We start from the raw sequence: 21,686 nt of genomic DNA, 5'->3' as shown, positions 1-21,686 counted from the left end.
CCTCACGGCCGCCCCTCAGGAGGAGGTGAGGCGTTCGCGCAGGAGGTCCCGGGCCACCTGCGGGTTGGCCGAGCCGCGGGTCTTCTTCATGAGCTGGCCCACCAGGAACTGGAGGGCGCCCTCCTTGCCGCTCTTGAACTGGACCACCGGCTCGGGGTTCTCTGCCAGGACCTCCTCCACCAGCTTCCCCAGCGCCGCGGTGTCGGAGACCTGCCGGAGGCCCTTCTGCTCGACGATGTCGTCGACCTCGCGCCCGGAGGCGAACGCGTCCTCCAGGACGACCTTGGCCCCCGCCGTGGAGATGGTCCCCTCCTCCACCAGGCGAACGACGTCCGCGACATGCTTCGGGGTGACCTTTCCCTCCGGCAGGTCGACGTGCGCGGCGTTCGCCAGCGCCGCCAGGTCCTGGGTCATCCAGTTGGCCACGGCGGCCGGAGCCGCCCCCAGCGCCACGGTCTCCTCGAAGAAGTCCGCCCACGCCTTCGAGCCGGCCAGGATCCGGGCCATCGCGGGCTTCAGCTCGTGCTGATCCGCGTACCGGTGGCGGCGGGCCGCCGGCAGCTCCGGCAGGGACGCCCGGATCTCCTCGATCCAATCGGCGCTGGGCTCGATGGGCGGAAGGTCCGGCTCCGGGAAATAGCGGTAGTCCGACGCGAACTCCTTAGACCGCCCCGGCGTGGTGACGCCGGTCTTCTCGTCGAAGTGCCGGGTCTCCTGGGCCAGAGGCTTCCCCGCCTCCAGCGCCGCGGCCTGCCGGTCGATCTCGTAGCGGAGCGCCCGCTCCACGCTCCGGATCGAGTTCATGTTCTTGACCTCGACCTTCACGCCGAACGCGTCCTGGCCGTACGGGCGGAGGCTGACGTTGGCGTCGCACCGGAACGACCCCTCCTCCATCCGGACGTCCGAGACCCCCAGCGACTCGAGCGTAGCGCGGAGCTCGGTGAGGTAAGCGCGGGCCTCATCCGGCGAGCGCATGTCCGGCTCGGAGACCACCTCGACCAGGGGCACGCCGGCCCGGTTGTAGTCCACCAGGGCGTACTCGGCCCCGGTGATTCGCCCCGTCTCGCTGGCGTGGGTGGTCTTCCCGGTGTCCTCCTCCAGATGGACCCGGGTGATGCCGATCTGCCGCGCTTCCCCGTCGGGAAGCTCGATGTCCAGATGCCCGCCCACGCAGATCGGCAGGTCGTACTGGGAGATCTGGTAGTTCTTCGGCATGTCCGGATAGAAGTAGTTCTTCCGGTGGAACAGCGAGCGCGGCGCGATGTCGCAGCCCAGGGCCAGGCCGATCCGGATGGCGAACTCGATGGCCCGCTCGTTCGGCACCGGCAGGGTGCCCGGGTGCCCCAGGCAGACCTCACAGACGTGCGTGTTCGGCGGCGCCCCGAACTCGTTCGGACAGCCGCAGAACATCTTGGTGGCCGTGGAGAGCTCCACGTGGCACTCCAGCCCGATGACGGTCTCGAGGTCGGTCATCACGGGGAAACGATACCGGCTCTCAGGCGTCCGCCGGCAGGATCGTGAAAGAGCCCCCCTGAAGGGGCCGCACGGCACGGAAGTGTCGCTCGTCGAACGTGAGCAGGCGCCGGGTCCCATAGCGTCGCGCCAGCACGACCATGGAAGCGTCGGCGAGGCCCATGGTCAGATCGCGGTACGCCTCGATGACTTCGCGCGCCAGCTCCAGCTCGCCTGAGGACAGGCACTCCACGGCGTACGTTCCCTCGGCCACGTCCCGGAGGAAGGCGATCTCCGCGTCGATTCCCAGCCGCTTCGTGATGAGGTAGTCGGTCTCGGCGGCGACGAAGGCTGACACGACGAGTGGTCCGCGCTCGTTGAGGAGGATGTCCACCACAGGCTCGCGTCCCGGATTGCGCCGGTCGGCCTGCGCGTACAGCGGGCCGGTATCAACGATCAGCGTCAAGATCGCCAGCCCACTCCCGTTCCAGGATCTCCTCCGCCATCTGCCCGATCGGCAGCCCCGGACCCTCGCCGATGCCCATGCTGTGGAACGCGCGCTTGTGCCGCCGCCCGCGCGTCACTCGGCGGACCCCTTCCCGGATGAGCTCGGACTGCGACTTGCCGGAGACCGCGGAGGCGTGCTTGAGGGCCTCCGCTTCCTCGTCGCTCAGGTACACAGTGGTCTTCCTCATGCCATACGTATGGTACCACCGGTGGGAGCGCCGAGGTCTCACACGCCGCCCAGGCGGTGTCGCAACCACTCGAGGGCCCGTGCGCCCTGGGCTCGCTGGAAAGCGCGCACGCCGGGGATGCCGGGGGGCGGCGGGAGGGACCCTCGCCACACGAAGAATCCGGCCAGGGCCGCCACCACCGCGTCGACCCGATCGGGCGGGGCGCTGACACCCAACGGATGGTGCTCGAACAGCTCCCACGGCTTCGGCCCGCGCTGCATGGCCACGCTCGGGAGCATGAAGGTCAGGTCGACCCATCCCGCCCCGACCGAGGCATGCGGCCAGTCCACGAACACCACGCGATCCGGCGTGACCAGGATGTTGTCCGCCCGGAGGTCCCCGTGCAGGAGCGTCTCGCCGGCCGCCGCGGTCGGCCACCCTTCCTCCAGCTCAGCCAGCCGGTCGAGATTCGACAGGGCCCACGGGTCCAGCCAGTCCAGCTCGGCGCCGCCCGCCGCGAGCTCCCGCCAGCCCCGAAACTCTTCCTCGAAGTACGCCGCCACCGGCAGCGCGTCCACCGGCGTGGGGGTGAGCGAGGTCACCAGCTCCCCCACCGCCGCCAGGACCCGATCCAGCTCGTCGCGACGCCACGGGACCTCCGGGTGCCGCCCGTCCACGTCCTCGAACGCCAGCGCCACCCATTCGCCGTCGTCGTACGCGAACAGGAACCGGGGAACCGGAGCCTCCGGCGGCATCGCCGCCGCAACCCGGGCCTCGTTGCGATGGAGCAGGGGCGAGTCCGGGTTCGGCGTGGGCCCCACCGCCTTCACGAACGCACGCCGGCCGTCCCGCAGCTGGACCCGAGCCGCCGTGCCCGGCGAGAACCCGCCCGTCTGGACCTCCGCCCGGACCACCGGCGATCCGAATCGCCCGTCCAGGGCCGAGCGCACCGGGGCCGGCACGTCCTCCCAGGCCAGCCGGGAGCCCTCGGCGGCGGGAAACGCGGAATCGGTGTCGGGTTCGGAGCCGGCCATCGTCGAGAGGGCCGTCAGCCGGCCAGCGGGGCCAGGAGCGGCGGTCGCTCCCGCCGCCCCAGGTCCTGCTCGAACGCGGAGGCGGCCCGCAGCACGGTCGCCTCGTCGAGGGCCTTCCCGGTGAACTGGAGCCCGATGGGCAGACCGGATTCGTCCACACCGCACGGAACAGAGATGGCCGGCACGCCCGCCAGGTCGGCCGGGATGGTGAACACGTCCGAGAGGTACATGGCGACGGGATCGTCCGTGCGCTCGCCGATCCGGAAGGCCGTGGTGGGCGACGTCGGGGACACCAGCACGTCGAACCGCTCGAACTGCTCCGCGTAGTCGCGGATCACCAGCGTGCGGACCCGCTGGGCCTGACCGTAGAAGGCGTCGTAGTAGCCCGCGGACAGCGAGTAGGTACCCAGGATCATGCGCCGCTTGACCTCGTCGCCGAAGCCGGCGCCGCGCGTCTTCATCATCATCTCGACCACATCGCCGGCCCCCGGCACCCGCAGGCCGTACCGGACCCCGTCGTAGCGAGCCAGGTTCGACGAGCACTCCGCCGGCGCCAGCAGGTAGTACGCGCTGAACGCGTAGTCCTGGTGGGCCAGGGTGGCATCGCCGATCTGGGCGCCCATCCGCTCCACCCGGTCGAGGGCGGCGCGGATGGAATCGCGCACGGCCGGCTCCACGCCCTCGTCGAACGACTCCCGGGTCACCCCGACCCGCAGCCCTCGCAGCCCGGCGTCCAGCCCCTCGGTGTAGTCACGGGGCGGCCGGTCCACGCTGGTGGCGTCGCGGGGATCGTTGCCCGCGATGGCCGAGAGCAGGACCGCGGCGTCCCGGACGCTGCGGCTGAACGTGCCCACGTGGTCCAGGGAGGACGCGAAGGCGATCAGCCCGTAGCGAGACACCAGGCCGTACGTGGGCTTCAGCCCGACCACGCCGCACAGCGAGGCCGGCTGGCGCACCGAGCCGCCGGTGTCGGTGCCGAGGGCCCACACCGCCTCCCCCGCCGCGACCGCCGCCGCCGAGCCCGCCGACGAACCACCCGGCACCCGGTCCAGGTCCCAGGGGTTGTGGGTCACGAAGTAGCCGGAGTTCTCGCCCGACGAGCCCATGGCGAACTCGTCGCAGTTGGTCTTCCCGACCAGGACCGAGCCCGCCTCACGCAGACGGGCCCACGCGGTGCAGTCGTACGGGGGCACGTAGGTCTCGAGGATCTTCGAGCCGCAGGTGCTGCGGATGCCCCGTGTCGCCAGGACGTCCTTCAGCGCCAGCGGGATGCCCGCCACGGCCGGAAGCTCCTCCCCGCCCGCCAGCCGCGCGTCGACCGCGGCGGCCTGTTCCCGAGCCCGCTCCGCCGTCACGGTCAGGAAGGCGCGGACGTCGCCGTCCACGTCCTCCACGCGCCGCAGGGCGGATTCCGCGATCTCGGCCGCCGAGGCCTCGCCGGCGCGGAGCCGTCGCGCCAGCTCGGTCGCCTCCAGGTCGCACAGCTCGAGGTCGGGGCCGGCCACGCGCTACTCCTGCTCCGTGATCCGGGGGACCTTGAACCGGTCGCCCTCCACCTCGGGCGCGCCGGCCAGCGCTTCCTCCAAGGGCAGGCACGGCGCGACCGCGTCGGGCCGCAGGACGTTCGTGCGCGGCACGGCGTACGCGGTCGGCGGGACGTCCTCGGCCGCCACTTCCTGGACCCGGGCGGCGTGCTCGAGGATCACCCCGAGCTGGACCCGGAGCCGCTCCCGCTCCTCCGGCGTCAGGGCCAGCCGCGCCAGGCGCGCGACGTGGTCGATGTCGATCTCGACCGGCATGCGCGCCAGTCTATCCGGGCGTCCTCACCTCGGGCCCCCCGGCCCTTCGACGGGCTCCTAGAAGAACTTGCCGTTCCGCTCCCGGCCCAGCAGCGCGAACTCGGTTTCGGACGTGCTCGCCGGGTCAGTCCGGTAGGAAAGCCCTGCCTACTCGCTGGGGAAGGTCACCGTGGAGTGGTCGGCGGAAGAGGTCGCCCCCAGCTGCATCATCACCGCCTACCGGCCCAGGCGCTTCAGGAACTCCTGCTCGTCGATGACCTCGACGCCCAGCTGGACGGCCTTGTCGTACTTCGAGCCGGGGTTCTCTCCGGCCACCACGAAGTCGGTCTTCTTGCTGACCGACGACACGACCTTGGCGCCTGCTTCCTCGGCCGCCCGGGTCGCGTCGTCGCGGGACATGGCCGCCAGGCCGCCTGTGAGCACGATGGTCGAGCCGGTGAGCGGGCCTTCCGGTGGCCGCTCGGGCTCGGGGTCCTCCATACGGACGCCGGCCCCCCGGAGCTTGTGCAGCAGCGCGCGGTTGTGCTCGTCGGCGAACCACTCCACCATGCTGCGGGCGATGACCGGCCCCACGCCCTCCACCGCCGCGACGTCCTCCTCGGTCGCTGCGGAGAGCCGGTCGACCGACGGGAACGCCTGGGTCAGGAGCCGGGCCACCGTGGACCCGACGTGGGGGATGTTCAGCGCCACCAGCAGCCTCCACACGGGCCGGTCCTTCGAGGCCCGGATCGCGTTGAGCAGGTTCTCGATGCGCTTCTCCGCGAACCCCGGCAGCTGCGCCAGCTGCTCCGCGGTGAGCGAGTAGACGTCGGCGGGGTCCTGGATCCAGCCCAGGTCCAGCAGCAGGTAGCCCGTCTTGTAGCCGAGGCCCTCGATGTCCATGGCCCCACGCGAGGCGAACGCGAACAGCCATTCCACGTTCTGCGACGGGCAGCCCCGCTTGTTCGGGCACCGCCGGTAGGCCTCGCCTTCCCTGCGGACGAGCTCCGTCCCGCAGGAGGGGCACCGCTTCGGAAACCTCCATCGCCTCGCGTTCTTGGGACGCTTCGACAGGACCGGCCCGACCACCTCCGGGATGACGTCCCCGGCCCGCCGCACGATGACGGTGTCGCCGACCCGGACGTCCTTGCGCCTCACCTCGTCCTCGTTGTGCAGCGTGGCCGTGGTGACGGTGACGCCGCTCACGAACACGGGCTCCAGGCGGGCGAACGGCGTGACCACCCCGGTCCTGCCGGTGTGCACGTCGATGGCCCGGAGCAGCGTGGTCCGCTCCTCCGGCGGGAACTTGTACGCGATGGCCCACCGCGGCGCGTGCGACGTCGCCCCGAGCTCCTCCTGGAGCGGGATCTGGTCCACCTTCACCACCACGCCGTCGATCTCGTAGTCGACCGAGTGGCGGTGCTTCCCCCAGTGCTCGACGAACGAGAACACCTGATCGAGCGTGTCCACCACCCTGATGTTGTGGTCGACCGGAAGCCCCGCCTCCCGCAGCCAGGCCAAGGACTCGGAGTGGGAGGCGAACCGCATCCCCTCGGCCCTCCCCAGGCCGTGGCACCACAGCCGAAGGGGACGCGACGCCGTGACCGTGGGGTCCTTCTGCCGGAGGGACCCGGCGGCGGCGTTCCGGGGGTTGGCGAAGGCGCGCTTCCCCTCGGCCAGCAGCTGCTCGTTGAGCTGCTCGAAGGCCTTCACGGGGAGGTACATCTCGCCGCGGACCTCCAGCATCCTCGGCGGATCGGACAGCCGGAGTCGCTGGGGGACAGCCCGCACCGTCCGGATGTTCGCGGTGATGTCCTCACCGGTCACGCCATCGCCCCGGGTCGCGCCGCGGACGTAGGCGCCGTCCTCGTACGTGAGCGCCACGGCGACGCCGTCGATCTTCAGCTCACAGGCGAACCGGGCACCCTCGCCGACGATGCGCTCCACCCGGCGGCCCCAGGCCTCAAGCTCCTCGCGGCTGAACGCGTTGTCGAGCGAGAGCATGGGCGTGGCGTGCGTGACCGGCGCGAACAGGTCCGCGGGTGAGATGCCGACCCGCTGGGTGGGGCTGTCCGGCGTGATGAGCTCGGGGAACTCGTTCTCGAGGGCCTGGAGCTCGCGGACCAGCTCGTCGTACTCGGCGTCGGAGACCTCGGGGTCGTCCAGGACGTAGTACCGGTACGCGTGGTGGTTGATCTGCTCCCGAAGCTCCTCGACGCGGCGCTTCGCCTCGGCGAGCTTCCGTTCCTGGGTCTGGTTCTGGGTCCGGGCCACGTCGCGAGTGTAGGGCGGCCGGTTCGGCGGCGACGGCTATGCGGCGACCTCGAGGCCGCCCACCACGCCGATGCGCTCGCCCTGGAACACCATGGCACCGTGGACGCCCTCGATCTCGCGGAGGTAGGCCAGGGCCTGCCGGAGCGAGTTGGGCCGGGACAGGATGGCCATCGCGGCCGCGGACGCCGCGTCGGCCAGCATGCACGAGGACGCCAGCACGGTGAGCCCGTCCACGCTTCGCGCGGGCAGCTGCTCGCGGCCGAGGGTGGTGGAGACGCCGCTGGTGCCACGCCGGGGATCCACGACCACCGACAGCGGCTCGCCCTCCGCGGTGTGGTGGATCACCAGCTTCATGCGGCGCTTCGAGCGGATGTGGTAGTCGCCCCCGGATGACACCAGCACCTCCGGCAGGGACCTGGCCAGGTACCGGCCCACGTGGTCGGTGACGGCGCCCTGGATGGTGAACACCGGGCCCACCCCCGCCAGCCGGGCCACCTCCGCCATCTCCCGGATCAGCGGCGCCGCCTGCTCGGGCACGTCCACCGGCCGCTTGCTGGTCCGGAACCGCGGGTCCCGCAGGGAGTACGCGGACAGCTGCTCCCACACCGACAGCGCGGCGGCCCGGCATTCCTCGTAGTACTCCTCGGGCGCCGTGACCCGGAGCAGGATGTCCTGGATCTGAAGGTTGAAGGACTGGGGCTTCTTCTTGAACAGCGGCACGCGCTCGTCCCCCCGCCGAAGCGGTCCTCGGAGAGCCGATCATACCGGAGCCCCACACCCTCAGCCCGGAGGCGGGCAACGATTTCCGCAGGTCGGAGGGTATGTGTGGGGGAGATCGGTCAGCGGCCGATGGGGCGGGCGGCGGCCCCGCTGGCATGGGGACGAACCAGCACCAGGGCCGGGTTGAAATCGAACTCCTCGACCTGCTCCAGCTCGAAGCCGGCCTCCCGGACGGCCTGGAGCGTGTCCCGGTTGGGGTGGCATCCGCCGGCGAACCATCCCCAGGGACGCTCCAGCCGGTCCTGCCACCGGGCCAGGCGGCCGGTGCCCCGGACGTGCTCGAAGAACAGCAGGCGCCCGCCGGGCTTGAGCACCCTACGGATCTCGTGCAGGGCCATGTCCGGGTCCCGCACCGAGCACAGCACCAGCGTGGCCACCGCGGCGTCGAAGGAGGCATCCTCGAACGGCAGCGCCTCCGCGGCGGCGTCCGTCACCTGGACCGGCACCGGCGCGACGGCCGCCGCCTTCCGGGCCCGCTTGCGCATGTGCGGGTCGGGCTCGGTGGCCTCCACCTTGGTCACCGCCCGGGGATAGTGAGCGAAGTTCAGGCCGGTCCCCGCGCCGATCTCCACGACGCGGCCGTGGGCCTGCGCCAAGAGGTCGCGGCGGCGTTCGCGCATCCCAGCGCGCTCGTCGATCCGCCCGATGACGTCGTAGAACGCCGCGAAGATCGGCCGGCCTCGGGCCATCGCCTCGCCTCGTCTCGTCTCGACCGTTCAGCGCAGGGCGCGGGTGATCCGGCCCCCGCCCAGCAGCTCCTCGTCCCGGTAGAACACCACGCTCTGGCCGGGCGCGATGGCCCGCTGGGGGCTCCGGAACTCCACCCGAGCCCGCCGGCCGCCGGCCGTGACCACCGCCGGGACCGCGTCGCCCCGGTACCGGATGCGGACCTCGGCCTCGAACGGGCCGTCCTCGGGGGGACGCCCGCCCACCCACGACACCCGGTCGGCCTCCAGGCCCCGGCGGGCCAGCAGCTCGCCCGGCCCCACCACCACGCGGCCGGCCGCTCTGTCCACGTCCACCACGTAGCTGCGCTCGCCTGTAGAAACGCCCAGGCCCCGGCGCTGCCCGACGGTGAAGCGGAAGGTCCCCTCGTGCCGGCCCAGCACCCGGCCGGAGGGATCCACCACCTCGCCTTCCCGGACCAGGTCCGGCGCGTGGCGCTCCAGGAACGCCGTGTGGTCGGCGCCCGGGACGAAGCACACTTCCTGGGAATCCGGCTTCCCCGCCACCGGCAGGCCCCGGCGCCGGGCGTAGGCGCGGGTCTCCGCCTTGGGCTGGCCGCCCACCGGGAACAGCGCGCGGGCCAGCTCGCGCTGCCCCAGCGTGTGCAGCATGTACGACTGGTCCTTGCCGGGGTCGGCCCCCTTCAGCAGGTGCCACCCGCCCTCAGGGTCGCGCGCCGTTCGCACGTAGTGGCCGGTGGCCACGAAGTCCACCGCCAGCCGGTCGGCGCGGGCCAGGAACGCGCCGAACTTGATCTGCTCGTTGCACCGAACGCACGGGTTGGGGGTCCGCCCGGCCCGGTGCTCGCCGAAGAAGTCGGCCAGCACGGTCCGCTCGAACTCCTCCGACAGGTCTGCGACCTCGAAGGGGAACCCGGCCAGCTCGGCCACGGCCCGGGCGTCGGCCTCGGCCCGGGGACCGCAGCAGCCGTGCTCCACCCCGCCCGTGTGGACCAGTCGCATGTGCGAGCCCAGCACCTCATAGCCCAGCTCGGCCAGCACGCACGCGGCCACCGAGGAGTCCACCCCTCCGGACATCGCCACGAGCACGGATCCGCTGGTCGCCACGGCATTCGAGCGTAGCAGCCGGCCCCGGTCCGAGGGGATTGTTCGGCCGCGTCTGGCCCGCAAACAAAGCGGGTATGCTCCCGCCGCACACCGTCCCGGAAGGAACGAGATGCCCATCAACGTCGTGGTCCTGACGAAGTACGTGCCCAATCCGAACGGCATCCCCGAGCTCGGCGACGACTTCCTGCTGAAACGAGAAGGGGTGGAAGGGGCACTCGACCCCGGCGACGAGTTCGGCGTGGAGGCCGGGCTCCAGATCGCCGACGCCCAGGGCGGCGAGGTCACCGTGGTCTCGATGGGCCCCGAGGCGGCCATGGGCGCCATCCGCAAGGCGCTGTCCATGGGCGCCCACAAGGGCGTGCTGGTCTCGGACGACGCGCTACGGGGTTCCGACGCCCTGGTCACGGCCCGGGTGCTGGCGGCCGCGATCAAGCGCTCGGAGTTCGACCTGGTCATCGCCGGTGTGGAGTCCACCGACGGGTACACGGGGACGCTCCCCATGACCCTGGCCGAGCTGCTGGAGGTGCCGAGCGTCACGTTCGCCAGGAAGCTCGAGGTAAAGGACGGGTCGCTGTTCGTGGAGCGCCAGACGGAGCTGGGCTACGACACCGTGGAGTGCCCGCTGCCGGCGGTGGTGACGGTCACGGCGGGGGCCACCGAGCCCCGCTACCCCACGCTCAAGGGCATCATGCAGGCCAAGCAGAAGCCCGTGGACAGGGTCTCGGCATCCGATCTGGGGCTGTCCGGCGACGACACCTCGCCGACCCAGCAGGTCACCGCGGTGAACGCGGCCCCGGAGAAGGGCCCCGGCGAGATCATCGAGAACGTCGAGGAAGGCGTGGACAGAATCGTCGCCTTCCTGGCGGAAGCGAAGGTGATATGAGATGGCCGGAATCTGGGTCTACGCGGACGTCAAGGCCGGCGGGAAGGTCGACCCCAGCGCGCTGGAGCTGTTGACCAAGGCCCGGGACCTGGACGGCGAGGTCGCCGCCGTGGCCCTGGGGCCGGGCGCCACGGAGGCCGCCCAGACCCTCGGCGAGTACGGCGCGGCGACGGTGTACGCCAGCGACGACGAGGTGTACGGCCAGTTCATCGGCCAGCCGGCCGCCCACGCCCTGCACGAGCTGGTCAAGGAACACCAACCGAGCCTGATCCTGTTCGGGCTGACCTACGACTCCCGCGACGTGGCGGGCCGGTTGCAGGCGAGGCTCGGGTCCGCGCTGATGAGCAACGCGACGGACGTGCTGGGGACGGACAAGGCGCAGACGCAGATCTTCGGTGGCACCAAGATCGTGGACGTCTCGCTGGAGGGCCCGGACCCCAAGCTCGTGCTGGTCCGGCCGAAGTCGTTTCCGGCGGAACCGTCCTCTGGCGGGCAGGCCAACGTCGTGCCCGTGAACGTGGACGTCCCCGACGAGCTGAAGAAGGCCAAGCGCGTGGAGCGGCACGAGGAGGAGACCAGCGGCCCGAAGCTCGAGGACGCCAAGGTCGTGATCTCGGGTGGCCGGGGCCTCCAGGACCCCTCGAACTTCTCGCTGGTGGAGGACCTGGCCAAGGCCATCGGCAACGCGGCGGTAGGGGCCACCCGCGCGGTGGTGGACTCCGGGTGGGTTCCCTACAGCCACCAGGTCGGCCAGACCGGCAAGACCGTGAAGCCCGAGGTGTACATCGCGATCGGCGTGTCCGGTGCCATCCAGCACCTGGTGGGGATGAAGGAGTCGAAGCGGATCATCGCCATCAACAAGGACGCCGACGCCCCCATCTTCAAGGTCGCCGACGTCGGCGTGGTGGGCGACGCGCTGAAGATCCTTCCCCAGCTCACGGAGAAGATCAAAACCCGCAAGGGCTGAACCGGCGGGGCTTCGGGACCTCGGTACCGGGGCGGCCCATGCCCCAAGATGTTCGTCGTGCGAACCGGCCGGATCGGGGTGATGGCGCTGATGCTTCTGGCCGCGCTGCCGGCCTGCTCGGGGACGCATCTGCGGCTGGCGAGCCTCCCCACGCCTTCCACGGGCGCCGCCACCACCGTACCGGGCCAGCCGCCGGTGGTGTGGGTCTCCGGCCAGACCGCCACCGTCACGCCGCACCGGATGAACGTGGTCGAGGAGCCGGGGTCCCGGCTGTCGATCCGCCGGCTGGCCGAGGGGGCGACGAAGTTCTACCGGCAGGATTCGGGCCGGTGGGTCCTGATGAGCGCGGACGACGTCCAGCTGATCGACGTGGGCACCCCGGTGTGTGTCGAGTCGCTCCTGGACCGCAGTCACTACCTGGCCATCCGGGTGTTCGTGGGGGCGGCCTGCGGTCCGAGACCGTGAGGGCGCCCGACGTCGAGTTCATCCGGGCCAGCCGCGGAGCACGGACCTTCCCGGGCGTCGCCGACGAGAACTACTGGTTCCGGCGCCACCAGGCCGCGTACCGCGTCGCCGCCCGGCTGCTGGCCACCCGGGGCGCGGGCCCGGTCCTCGAGGCCGGCTGCGGCGAGGGCTACGGCGCGGACCTGCTGCGCCGGGAGGGCCGAGTGCAGGTGGTGGCGATGGACCTCGACGCCGGGGCCGCCGCCCACGCCGCGCGTGCGCATTCCGCGGGGCCGGTGCTGCGGGCGGACGCGTGCCGGCTGCCCTTCCGCCCGGGCTCGTTCAGCGCCGTCGTAGCGTTCCAGATCCTCGAGCACCTGTACTGCCCCGGGGAGTTCGTCGAGACCGCCGGCGTGCTGCTCCGGCCGGGCGGCGTGCTGCTGGTCGCCACGCCCAACCGCGAGACGTCCGACGACGGGAACCCGAACCCGTTCCACGTCCACGAGTACACGGGCGGCGAGCTGGGCGGCCTGCTCGGGGCCCGGTTCGAACGAGTGCGGCTGGGCGGCATCCACGCCGGTCCCCTGCTCCGTGCGCTGGACCGTCCGGCCGGCGGGTCGCTCCAGCACCGCCTGGCCCGTACCCCGTTCGCGGAGCTGCCGCCGGGGCTTCGCCTGGCGGCGCGGGCCGTCCGGGCCGGCCACTTCCAGCTCGGCCAGCCGTCCGGTTCCCTCGACCTCCTCGCTGTCGCCGAGCGGCCGGGCCGGCGGCGGTAGGGTGGCTTCGACATGACGGACAGCATCAGCACGGTGCACCTCGGCCAGTTCACGCGGGAGACCGCGAACGAGATCGCCGGGGAGCTGGATAGGGCCGGGATCGTGTGGTGGTTCAAGGAACCGGGCTACCTCAGCCAGGTGTGGGAGTTCGGCGTGCGCCTGTTCGTGGACAGGGCCCGGCTGGCCGAGGCCAAGGAGATCCGGGACCGGATCGTGGCCGAGCGCAACCCGCCTCCGGAACCCCCCACTGACCGCGGTTCCGAGCCGGGCCCGGGCTGAACCCGGCCCCAAGGGCGCGCCTACTGCTCTCCAGGGAACATGAACGGCCGCATCCGGTCGAGGTCGAGGGGGCACGCGCACAGCGGGCATCGCGGCGGGTCCTCGTAGACGAGCACCTGCCGTTCGCAGAAAGGACAATCGGCCTCCCGCATGGGAGGCCCGTCGGTGGCCTGTGGCATGACCTGGCGCCTTTGGGGGGAGCGGTCATTCGCTGAGCGTTCAATCCGGTTGTCGGAGGGAATCGCCCCGCTCTTGAGAGCGACGATGGTCCTAGCCTGCCGAGCCCCCGGCAGTCCGGGCGTCCGACGGCCTCCGGTAGAACGCCACTCCGTCCTTCGCCACCTGCTCCGCCCGCCCCTCCATCTCCAGCAGGTCGAGGTGGGCGACGACCTCCGAGACCGCCAGGAAGTTGTCGAATCCCTCCAGGTTCTGCCACATCTCGCGGGCCAGCTGGAACGGCGACTTGCCGTCGCCGTCCAGGCGTTCGGCCAGCCGCTCCTTGCGTTCCTGGTGGTGCTCCTTGATCTGGCGGATGGTGGCCGGGGGATCGAGGATGGGCTCGCCGTGCCCCGGCCACACCTCGGTGAGCTCCAGGGACTCCAGGACGTCCAGCGTGTGGAGGTACTCGACCAGGCTCTTGCGGCGGACGGTGGGGTCGTCCGGCCTCGGCTCCAGCAAGGGGTTCGGGCTGATGTGCAGCAACAGCGTGTCGCCCGCGAACAGGATCCGGCGCTCCGGCTCCAGCAGGCAGATGTGCCCCGAGGTGTGGCCGGGCAGGTGCATGGCCTCCAGCACGAAGTCGTCGAACTGGAAGCGCTCCCCGCCGGACAGGGGGATGGCGTGCTCGATGGGCGGATGGAGGTCGCCCATCTTGCGATCGCGCTCCCCCATGTCGACCAGGACCTCCATAGGGATCCCCGCCTCCATGAGCAGGGCGCCGGTCTCGAAGATCGTCCTGCGCTCGTTGATCTTGGGCAGGTCGTGTTCGCCCACGAACACCTGGGCACCGGACGCTTCCTGGATGGCCGGGGCCAGCCCGTAGTGGTCGGGGTGGCCGTGGCTGATCACGACCCGGGCGACCTGCTCGAGGGCCAGGCCCAGCCCCGCCATCCCGAGCCGCAACGCGTTCATGGCGGCCGGGGTGTTCGGGCCGCAGTCGAAGAGCGTGAGCGGCCCGTCGTCCAACACGTAGACGTTGGCCGGCCCCACCCGGTAGGGCGTGGGGACGACGACGAGGTGCCAGATGTCGGATTCGGTTCGCATCGGATGGGCCATGGACCGGAGAGGTCGCCGTCATTCTAGGGGCGCCGCCCCGACGGAGGGGCGGGCAGACCCGTTCACGCAAAGACGCCCTCCCCGGAGGGAGGGCGTCTCGTCCGCGAGGCGGAGGGGGGAAGGCCGGGCCGAAGCCCGGCGGGGGTCAGGCTGCCTCGCGCTTTGGCTTCCTACCTCGCTCGAAGTAGGGACGCACCGGCTCGTGCTGCCAGCACCGGTCGGAACGGTTGTAGACCGACAGCCGGGTGCCGCAACCCTCTTCGGCGCAGACCCGGCCATGGGGGAACGTGCGGTTCCGTCGCGGGAGCTCCCGGACCCGCATTCCACGATATTCGAGCGTGCTGGGCTCTCTCATCGGCAGATCCTCCCGAGTGGCCCGAAAGGCAACTTGAACCGGGACTCGGACTCGCATCGACAAAGCATGCTGAGCATTGGAACAGCCGCCCGGACAGGTTCATTCCCGGTCGGCGGAAATTCGCCCGGAGGGCTACTCGCCCGCGGAGCGCCTGGCGGCCTCCCCCGCGGAGGCCGTGAGCTGCACCACCCGAGGGTTGAACCCCAGCGCCCGCCAGAACCCCATCGCGGTCTCGTTCGGGGCGAAGGTCTTCAGCTCGATCCACGGCACGTCCCGCTGCTCCGCGAACCGGGCGGCCTCCCCCACCAGGGCCCGGCCCACGCCGCGGCCGCGGTGGCCCACCCGGACCACCACCCCGGAAAGCTCCAGGGCCCGCTCGTCGGAGAAACGGGAGGGCGTCCGGATCTCGCCGTAGGCCATGCCCACGACCTCCCCGTCGTTCTCGGCCACCAGGGTCACCGCCTCCGGGCTTTCCATGGCCCGCCGGTACCGCTCGGCCACCTCGTCGTAGAAGCCCGGACGGGGAGTGAACACCCGCCATTCTCGCTGCATCCTCTCGAGCTCCTCGAAGAGCGTGACCAGGGCCGGGAGGTCCTGGGGCGTGGCCTGACGAACCTTCACGCCTGTCCCCTCCTTCTCACGACGCGGGCCGGGTTTCCCACCGCCACGGAGTATGGCGGGATGTCGCCCTTCACGACGCTCAGCGCCCCGATCACGGATCCGCGGCCGACGGTCGACCCCCGCAGGATGACCGCCTTGGCCCCGATCCAGCAGTCCGGCTCGATCCGGACGCGGGACTTCACGATGCCCTGCTTGCGAACCGGCGTGCCTGGATCGTCGAAGCGGTGGTCGAAGTCGGTCACCAGCACGGAATCGGCGACCAGGCAGTCGTCCCCGATCTCGACGTCCAGGTAGGCGTCGACCGTGACGCCCCGCCCGAAGACCACCCGGTCCCCGATCCGGACGCTCCCCTCGTGGCAGCGGATGGCGTCGTGGTCGCCGATCCACACCCACCTGCCCAGGGCCATGTGGCCGAGGCCCCGGCGGCAGGTGACCTCGGCGGAGCGGGCGACGAATACCATGCCGCGGGTGCGGACGTGCCGCGCCCGGACCCGGAAGCGCCACAGGTACCCCAGGCCCAGCAGCCAATAGCGAGGGAGATAGAGGCGGCGCGCCCGCACGAACCGGATCCCGGCTGCCAGTCCCGCCAGTCCGGCCACTCGGCCCCCGGAGTCGCCCCTCGAGGCAGCCCGCCCGGACGTTTCATCCATCCGGCCGCTCCCCGTACAGCAGGGCGTTGTAGAAGAGGTCGTGTGGGAGCACCTGGTACAGCACGGACTGATCCAGCCGGTAGAGCCGCCGCCACGCCCCGTACGCGAAGTTGGCCCACCGTTCCCCCAGCAGGCCGGGCCGCACCGAGGCCTCGATGGTGCGGACGGCCCACCCCACCACGCTCGCCGTGAGCTCCTCGGTCTCCACGCGAACGGCGCCGAACCCCGCCTCCCTCGCCCACAGGGCCAGCTGCACCGGCTCGAAGGTGTGCAGGTCCACGGCGAACTCGAGGTCCCGTATGACCCGGTCCTCTTCCTCGGTCGCCTCTGGCGCAGCTGGCTTGCGGATGTCGGGACGGACCCTGGCCGCCAGCCCGAACGCACGCCCTGTGACCGTCTTGGCGTGGGCGGCCAGGCGGTCGCCCCGGCGAGTGGGCTCCCCCGCCAGGAACACCGCGCCGCCCGGTACCAGGACCCGGAGGAATTCGGCCAGGGCCGCCGGCGGGTCGGGGAGGTGGTGCAGGAAGGCGTGCCCCACCACCAGGTCGAAGGTTCGGTCGTCGTAGGGGAGGTGCTCCGCGTCGCCCGTTCGGAGCTCGATCTCGCATCCCAGCTCCGCGGCGCTCTTGCCACATGCCTCCAGCATGCCGGGCGAGATGTCACACGCGTGCGCCTCCTCCACGAAGCCTGCCTGCCACAGGTTCAGCAAGAAGAATCCGGTGCCGCAGCCAACTTCGAGCACTCGCCCGTAACCAGGCCGAGGCAGCATGCGGTCGGCCCGTTCCCGGACGTAAGAGATGCATCGCTCGTCGAAGGAGATCGACCACTTGGCGTCGTAGCTGCGGGCCGCGGCGTCGTGATAGAGGACGTTCGCGGTCTTCGGATCGAACGGCGGCTGGCCCGAGCTGGTCACCGCGAGTCCGCGCCCGTCAGGCCGCCCTACCGTCCCGTGAATCGGGCCTGGTCCTTCTCGACGAAGGCGCGCATGCCCTCCTTCTGGTCCTCCGTAGCGAACAGGTCGACGAAGGCCTCTCGTTCGATCACCAGCCCCGTTCGGAGGTCCACCCTGGCCCCCCAGTTGATGGCGACCTTGGCCGCTCGCAGCGCCGAGGTCGGACCGTTCGCGTACTGCTTCGCCGTCTCGAGGGCTCGGGCGTGTACCTCAGAGGCCGGGTAGACGGCGTCGACCAGCCCGATTCGGAGCGCCTCGTCGGCGGCCACGAACCGCCCGGAGTAGACGATGTCCTTGGCCCTAGCCGGACCCACCAGCCGGGGCAGGCGCTGTGTGCCTCCGGCACCAGGGATGATGCCGAGCTTGATCTCAGGCTGGCCCAGACGGGCGTCCTCCGCCGCGTAGCGAAGATCGGCACACATCGCGAGCTCACAGCCACCGCCGAGCGCATAGCCCACGATCGCGGCGATGGTCACCTTGGGGATCTCCTCGACCATGGAGAACCCCTCCTGCATGGCCGAGATGACGGGCTTGATCTGGGACGGGGCGAGGCCCGCCATCATCTTGATGTCGGCTCCGGCCGCGAACACCTTCTCGCCTCCCCACAGCACGACGGCGCGCACGTCCTCCCGCACGATCGCCTGTTCCGTGGCCTCCCGGAGATCGCGCAGCAGGTCGCCGTTGATGGCGTTCATGGGGGGGCGGTCCAGCCGGATGGTGCCGACTCCATCCTCGACCTCGAGCCGCACGAACTCGCCCACGGTTCCCTCCTCGGTCGTGCCCTGTCGATGGGCCGCCAGCCTCCGCCTATCTTTCCAGAAGCGCCCCGGGAGCGCCGATCGTGCAACGACTCATCGAAGCCAGCACATCGTGTGGCAACAGCCACAAGCCGCAATTGCAGCATGTTGCAAGTGCTAGACTCCTCGCATGGTCGAGATGGCGGATGTCGAGGCCGCCGACATCCTGGGCGAACTGCGGTCCAAAGGGCTGAAGCTCACCCCCCAGCGGCAGGCCATCGTGCTGGAGGTGATGCGGGCGCAGGGCCACATCAGCCCCCCGGCCATCGCCCGGCGGGTCCGGAGCCGCATGCCGGGGGTGAACCCCTCGACCGTGTACCGAACCCTGGCCCTCCTGGAAGAGAAGGGTGTTCTGGCCCACGCCCATCTCGAGGCCGGCGCTGAATACCACCTCGCCGGGGAAGGCGGGCACGTCCACCTGACCTGTTCGAACTGCGGTACCGAGGACGACCTGTCGCTCGAGGAGGCGCAGTCGCTGGAGCGGCTGATCTCCAAGCACCACGGCTTCCGGCCCGACTTCACGCACTTCGCCATCTCCGGGCTCTGCTCGAACTGCCAGTAGCCCCGGCCCGCCGTCCTATCCGCCGAGCGCCGGCAGCACCGTCGTCTTGCCCAGGATGAAGATCGTGCCGATGACCAAGCTGAATCCAGCGGTGAGGATCGCCACCGTCGCATAGATCTTGAAGTTCCTGGTGGCCTGGAGATAACCGAGCGCCGACCCCAATGTGATCAGGGTGTTCGAAGAGAACAGCCCGACCAGGAATGCAGCCAGGACGAGAAGTCCGGCCGACGAGTTCCGCACGCCGGCGGCGGTGGAGAACAGGATGATCTGGGTGGGAGTCTCTCCCCCGATCCCATGGATCATGCCGACCGTGAACGCCGTCAGCCGGCCATAGTTCATGAACGTGTCGTCCGGCTCCGGGCGGGCGTGGTGGTGGTGGCCGGGCCGGCCGTGGTGCCCGTGATGCCACGTGGAGGCCTCGATGTCCCCTTCCCCATCTCCTCCTTGGCCGCCCACTCCGGCCCCCACCGGAACGAGCTCGGGGGCCTGCCTGCGGCCGGACAAGGCCGATGATCCGACCCGGCGGCGGACCCATCGAGCTCCCTTTCGCACCCCGGAGAAGATCAGCATCCACCGGCTACGGAGCCGGAAGTCGCGTCCGTGGCGGATCAACGACACCACCACGTAGACCCCGAGGAGCAGCAGGGTGGCGCCGACGATGCGCAGCATCACGTTGTCGACGCTATCTGGGAGATGCTCCCCCGCCACGATGGCCAGGACGCCGATCGTGAACACCACCAGGGCGTGGCCGAGCGCGTAGAGCGTCCCGAACAGCATGGCCTGGCGGCGATCCTCCTGGGAGCTCGTGATGTCGGTGATGGCGGCGATGTGGTCCCAGTCGATGCCGTGGCGGAACCCGAACCAGAAGGCGGCCACCAGGAGCCCGAATTCGAATCCGTCCTTCGCGACCGCGGCGAGCACCTCCTCCGTGCACGGCCCCGTGCCTGTGGGCTTTGATAGAAGCAGATTCTGCAACATGTTGCAACTGAGGGATGTTGCAACAACCGAATCTCGCATTCAGCGGGTCTCGCTCTTGCACAACATGTCCGATGCCAGGAAAACGCCCAGGCCGCATGGCCGCGGTTGCGTAGTAGGATGGCTGGCCGCGCCCGCCCGCCTTCCCGGCGACCCGGCGACCCGGCGACCCGGCGACACGCTCCCGAAAGACCTGATGGCGAACAAGAAGACCAAGAAGCGATCGAACTGGAGTCCCCCCCGTACGTCAGGGACCGGCCCCACTTCCACGCGCCAGGTTGGAGAGGATCCGCGTCCCGAGGCGCCGGTCCGCGATCGGCCGGCGGCGGCAAGTGGACGGCAGCAGGCTCGGGTCTCGGCCGGCAACCGCCAGGCCCGCAAGGAGGAGGCTCGCCGGCAACGAGAGGCCCTACGGAAGAAGGCCGCTCGGAGACGGACGGCGCGCCTGGCCGGCATCGCCGCCGCGGTGGTCGCCATCGTCGTGGGGATCGTGCTCGTCCTCACCCTCGGCCACAACAAGGCCTCCACGACGAGCAAGGGGAACGCGGTCGACCCGGCGACGCTTTCGGGGATCCTCCGGACCGCTCCTCCCTGGCCGGCCAACAACGATCCTGCCCAACTGAAGAGCCGCCTGAATGCGATCGGCCTTCACGCGCTCGGCGCTGAGGGCAGTGTGGAGCACATCCACATGCACCTGGACATCTACGCGGACGGGCAGCAGGTCACCGTGCCCCCACAAATCGGGATCGCGTCGGATGGGAGCTTCCTGGCGGAGCTGCACACCCACGACGCCACGGGCATCATCCACTTCGAGTCCCCCACCGAGACCACGTTCACCCTGGGGCAGTTCTTCGACGACTGGGGCGTTTACTTCACCAAGAATTGCATCGGGAACCTGTGCAACTCTGGCGACAAGCAAGTCCGCGTGTACGTCGACGGCAAGCAGCTCCCTGGAGACCCCACGAAGCTGGCCTTCAAGGCCCACCAGGAGATCGTGGTCACCTACGGGACCACGGCGGAGCTCCCGAACCCGATCCCGAAGAGTTACGACTTCGGCACGCTGTAGCCGGTCGTCGCTACAGCAGCGGAGCGAGCGCCTGATCGATCTGCGCCGCGACCGCCGGTCCCTCGAACCGAGCCCGAATGATGCCCGTGCTATCGATGACGATGGTCCAGGGCTCGGTGGTGAATCCCCAGGCCTTGAAGCCGGGTGACTGGTTCTTCAGGGAGGGCGCGGGAGGCTGGAGGTCGGGGCCGGGAAGGAACTCCTCGACGTGGATGAAGTTGGCCCTGTCCTTGCCGCCCTTCTGAAACACCAGCAGCTGCTCGTCCACCACCGGGCCGCACAGCCTGCTCTCGCATAGCAACGGCGTGGCGAACGTGACCACCGTGGCCTTCCCGTTGCGGATGGCGGCGTCGAGCGAGATGTAGTGCATCGGGTCGGGTGGCACGCGGGTGCAGATCTGCTTGGCAACAGCCGGCGAGGTCGCCACCGGGGTCGCCATGGAGATGGCCTTCGAGCCGATCGCGGCGATCACCTTGGTCTTCGCTTCGAGGGCGGCGGTCCCGACGCCTCTCACGCCTCCGATCTGGGCCACACCGGCGAACAGCCACGGGCCGGCCGACGGGATGTCCACCTCGGCCGTGTAGAAGCCCGTGAGCGCCGTGCGGGGGATCGTCGTGGCATCGTTGAACTCGCTGGCCGGCGCGAACTGGTACCACGTCGAGGAGAACGGGCCGAGGGCCGGCAGGGACTGGTCCTGGGCCACGTACACCTGTGGGGTCCCTCCCTGCACCAGCTTGCCGTCCGGCGTCGACAGCCCGTACGTGAACAGCGACCGGCCGGTGGGCATCTCGCTCTGTGCGTTGATCAGGGAGAGCTCGGTCGCGCCCTTCGAGATGGCGTCGATGGAGCCGGACGAGGTCGGACCCGTGGTCACGGTTTTCGGGCCGCCGCCTCCCGTGCAGGCCACGGCGACCGCCGCGACCGCGCCCGTTCCCGCCAGCCGCAGGAACTCGCGCCGGCTCACCGGGGCACCCAGCCCAGTCGGGTCGCCATGCCTTCTGCCCGAGAAGGGATTCATGGTCCCGGAATCCTCATCGAGGGTCGCCATCCTGTCAGCCTCGCTTCATCGAGTGAGGGCATCTCCCTGCAGCTTACGGAGCCCGGGCACATTACGCGGTGACGACCGGCCAGGATGCGGCGGGGTTCACGAGTTCCGCCGGTGGAATCCACGATAAGGGATCGGAACGGAATAAGCTGAGTGTTAGGTGATTCCGGTGTAGCCTGTCCGCGTGGCGGCACCCGAGCTGGCCGTGGGCGAGATGGTAAAGGTACTGGCCCCTCACCTGGACGAGCGTCAGC

Annotated in this window: 25 protein-coding genes; 7 read left to right on the top strand and 18 right to left on the bottom strand. The window is 70.5% G+C overall.

All coding sequences use genetic code 11. The features are described from left to right. Positions 1–15: 15 nt before the first annotated feature. The 10 genes from gatB to mnmA form a co-directional block, all read right to left on the bottom strand. Entirely contained in the window at positions 16–1,473 is a 1,458-nt protein-coding gene (gene gatB / locus M3Q23_14260) for an Asp-tRNA(Asn)/Glu-tRNA(Gln) amidotransferase subunit GatB (GenBank protein MDP9343223.1), read from the bottom strand. 22 nt (positions 1,474–1,495) lie between these two features. Continuing rightward, a complete protein-coding gene (locus M3Q23_14255) occupies positions 1,496–1,918 on the bottom strand; it encodes a PIN domain-containing protein (GenBank protein ID MDP9343222.1) in 423 nt (140 codons plus the stop codon). Next, positions 1,902–2,147 carry a ribbon-helix-helix domain-containing protein gene (locus M3Q23_14250; protein MDP9343221.1) on the bottom strand — a complete coding sequence of 82 codons (246 nt, stop codon included), beginning with the start codon at positions 2,145–2,147 and terminating at the stop codon, positions 1,902–1,904. Before M3Q23_14250 ends, M3Q23_14255 begins: the two co-directional genes overlap by 17 nt. Positions 2,148–2,185: 38 nt before the next feature. Further along, positions 2,186–3,160: an aminoglycoside phosphotransferase family protein gene (locus M3Q23_14245; GenBank protein MDP9343220.1), complete on the bottom strand. Its 975-nt coding sequence runs from the start codon at positions 3,158–3,160 to the stop codon at positions 2,186–2,188. Positions 3,161–3,174: 14 nt separating this feature from the next. Continuing rightward, complete coding sequence (gene gatA / locus M3Q23_14240) at positions 3,175–4,620, bottom strand: Asp-tRNA(Asn)/Glu-tRNA(Gln) amidotransferase subunit GatA (GenBank protein ID MDP9343219.1); 1,446 nt, start codon at positions 4,618–4,620, stop codon at positions 3,175–3,177. A gap of 48 nt (positions 4,621–4,668) precedes the next feature. Next, complete coding sequence (gene gatC / locus M3Q23_14235; GenBank protein ID MDP9343218.1) at positions 4,669–4,968, bottom strand: Asp-tRNA(Asn)/Glu-tRNA(Gln) amidotransferase subunit GatC; 300 nt, start codon at positions 4,966–4,968, stop codon at positions 4,669–4,671. A 207-nt stretch (positions 4,969–5,175) separates the two neighbouring features. Next, complete coding sequence (ligA, locus tag M3Q23_14230; protein MDP9343217.1) at positions 5,176–7,212, bottom strand: NAD-dependent DNA ligase LigA; 2,037 nt, start codon at positions 7,210–7,212, stop codon at positions 5,176–5,178. A gap of 36 nt (positions 7,213–7,248) precedes the next feature. Next, positions 7,249–7,932 (bottom strand): hypothetical protein, encoded by a 684-nt coding sequence (locus M3Q23_14225; GenBank protein ID MDP9343216.1) that lies wholly within the window; start codon positions 7,930–7,932, stop codon positions 7,249–7,251. 119 nt (positions 7,933–8,051) lie between these two features. Next, positions 8,052–8,681, bottom strand: a complete 630-nt coding sequence (locus M3Q23_14220; GenBank protein MDP9343215.1) for a class I SAM-dependent methyltransferase — start codon at positions 8,679–8,681, stop codon at positions 8,052–8,054. 27 nt (positions 8,682–8,708) lie between these two features. Then, a complete protein-coding gene (gene mnmA / locus M3Q23_14215) occupies positions 8,709–9,755 on the bottom strand; it encodes a tRNA 2-thiouridine(34) synthase MnmA (GenBank protein MDP9343214.1) in 1,047 nt (348 codons plus the stop codon). 139 nt (positions 9,756–9,894) lie between these two features. Here mnmA and M3Q23_14210 point away from each other — a divergent pair, with 139 nt between their 5' ends. Genes M3Q23_14210 through M3Q23_14190 form a run of 5 tightly spaced genes read left to right on the top strand, consistent with a single transcriptional unit; the run spans position 9,895 to position 13,134 of the window. Further along, entirely contained in the window at positions 9,895–10,668 is a 774-nt protein-coding gene (locus tag M3Q23_14210) for an electron transfer flavoprotein subunit beta/FixA family protein (protein ID MDP9343213.1), read from the top strand. 1 nt (position 10,669) lies between these two features. After that, positions 10,670–11,635 carry an electron transfer flavoprotein subunit alpha/FixB family protein gene (locus M3Q23_14205; protein ID MDP9343212.1) on the top strand — a complete coding sequence of 322 codons (966 nt, stop codon included), beginning with the start codon at positions 10,670–10,672 and terminating at the stop codon, positions 11,633–11,635. Between the two features lie 48 nt (positions 11,636–11,683). After that, complete coding sequence (locus M3Q23_14200; protein MDP9343211.1) at positions 11,684–12,100, top strand: hypothetical protein; 417 nt, start codon at positions 11,684–11,686, stop codon at positions 12,098–12,100. Further along, positions 12,097–12,855: a class I SAM-dependent methyltransferase gene (locus M3Q23_14195; protein ID MDP9343210.1), complete on the top strand. Its 759-nt coding sequence runs from the start codon at positions 12,097–12,099 to the stop codon at positions 12,853–12,855. Before M3Q23_14200 ends, M3Q23_14195 begins: the two co-directional genes overlap by 4 nt. Before the next feature lie 12 nt (positions 12,856–12,867). Continuing rightward, positions 12,868–13,134 (top strand): hypothetical protein, encoded by a 267-nt coding sequence (locus tag M3Q23_14190; GenBank protein ID MDP9343209.1) that lies wholly within the window; start codon positions 12,868–12,870, stop codon positions 13,132–13,134. Between the two features lie 20 nt (positions 13,135–13,154). Here the strand turns inward: M3Q23_14190 and M3Q23_14185 are convergent, their stop codons facing one another. From M3Q23_14185 to M3Q23_14160, 6 genes are all read right to left on the bottom strand, one after another. After that, positions 13,155–13,313 carry a hypothetical protein gene (locus tag M3Q23_14185; GenBank protein ID MDP9343208.1) on the bottom strand — a complete coding sequence of 53 codons (159 nt, stop codon included), beginning with the start codon at positions 13,311–13,313 and terminating at the stop codon, positions 13,155–13,157. A 91-nt stretch (positions 13,314–13,404) separates the two neighbouring features. Continuing rightward, positions 13,405–14,397, bottom strand: coding sequence for an MBL fold metallo-hydrolase (locus M3Q23_14180; protein ID MDP9343207.1), 993 nt, complete (start codon positions 14,395–14,397; stop codon positions 13,405–13,407). A 499-nt stretch (positions 14,398–14,896) separates the two neighbouring features. Beyond that, a complete protein-coding gene (locus tag M3Q23_14175) occupies positions 14,897–15,385 on the bottom strand; it encodes a GNAT family N-acetyltransferase (GenBank protein ID MDP9343206.1) in 489 nt (162 codons plus the stop codon). Beyond that, positions 15,382–15,846 carry an acyltransferase gene (locus tag M3Q23_14170; GenBank protein ID MDP9343205.1) on the bottom strand — a complete coding sequence of 155 codons (465 nt, stop codon included), beginning with the start codon at positions 15,844–15,846 and terminating at the stop codon, positions 15,382–15,384. Before M3Q23_14170 ends, M3Q23_14175 begins: the two co-directional genes overlap by 4 nt. A 181-nt stretch (positions 15,847–16,027) precedes the next feature. Beyond that, a complete protein-coding gene (locus M3Q23_14165; GenBank protein MDP9343204.1) occupies positions 16,028–16,948 on the bottom strand; it encodes a class I SAM-dependent methyltransferase in 921 nt (306 codons plus the stop codon). Positions 16,949–16,974: 26 nt separating this feature from the next. After that, entirely contained in the window at positions 16,975–17,748 is a 774-nt protein-coding gene (locus M3Q23_14160) for an enoyl-CoA hydratase-related protein (protein MDP9343203.1), read from the bottom strand. Positions 17,749–17,914: 166 nt separating this feature from the next. Here M3Q23_14160 and M3Q23_14155 point away from each other — a divergent pair, with 166 nt between their 5' ends. Next, positions 17,915–18,346, top strand: coding sequence for a transcriptional repressor (locus tag M3Q23_14155; protein ID MDP9343202.1), 432 nt, complete (start codon positions 17,915–17,917; stop codon positions 18,344–18,346). 15 nt (positions 18,347–18,361) lie between these two features. Here the strand turns inward: M3Q23_14155 and M3Q23_14150 are convergent, their stop codons facing one another. Continuing rightward, complete coding sequence (locus M3Q23_14150; protein ID MDP9343201.1) at positions 18,362–19,267, bottom strand: hypothetical protein; 906 nt, start codon at positions 19,265–19,267, stop codon at positions 18,362–18,364. Between the two features lie 250 nt (positions 19,268–19,517). On the opposite strand from M3Q23_14150, the gene M3Q23_14145 reads away from it, so the two are divergent. Further along, complete coding sequence (locus M3Q23_14145) at positions 19,518–20,387, top strand: hypothetical protein (protein ID MDP9343200.1); 870 nt, start codon at positions 19,518–19,520, stop codon at positions 20,385–20,387. Positions 20,388–20,397: 10 nt separating this feature from the next. Here M3Q23_14145 and M3Q23_14140 read toward each other — a convergent pair whose 3' ends face one another. Then, positions 20,398–21,435, bottom strand: a complete 1,038-nt coding sequence (locus M3Q23_14140; GenBank protein ID MDP9343199.1) for a hypothetical protein — start codon at positions 21,433–21,435, stop codon at positions 20,398–20,400. Positions 21,436–21,686 lie beyond the last annotated feature (251 nt).

This window comes from Actinomycetota bacterium (genome assembly GCA_030774015.1).
Taxonomy (GTDB): Bacteria; Actinomycetota; UBA4738; order UBA4738; family JACQTL01; genus JALYLZ01.
Note: the sequence above shows the minus strand (reverse complement) of the source record. Positions and strands in the feature narration are given on the sequence as shown.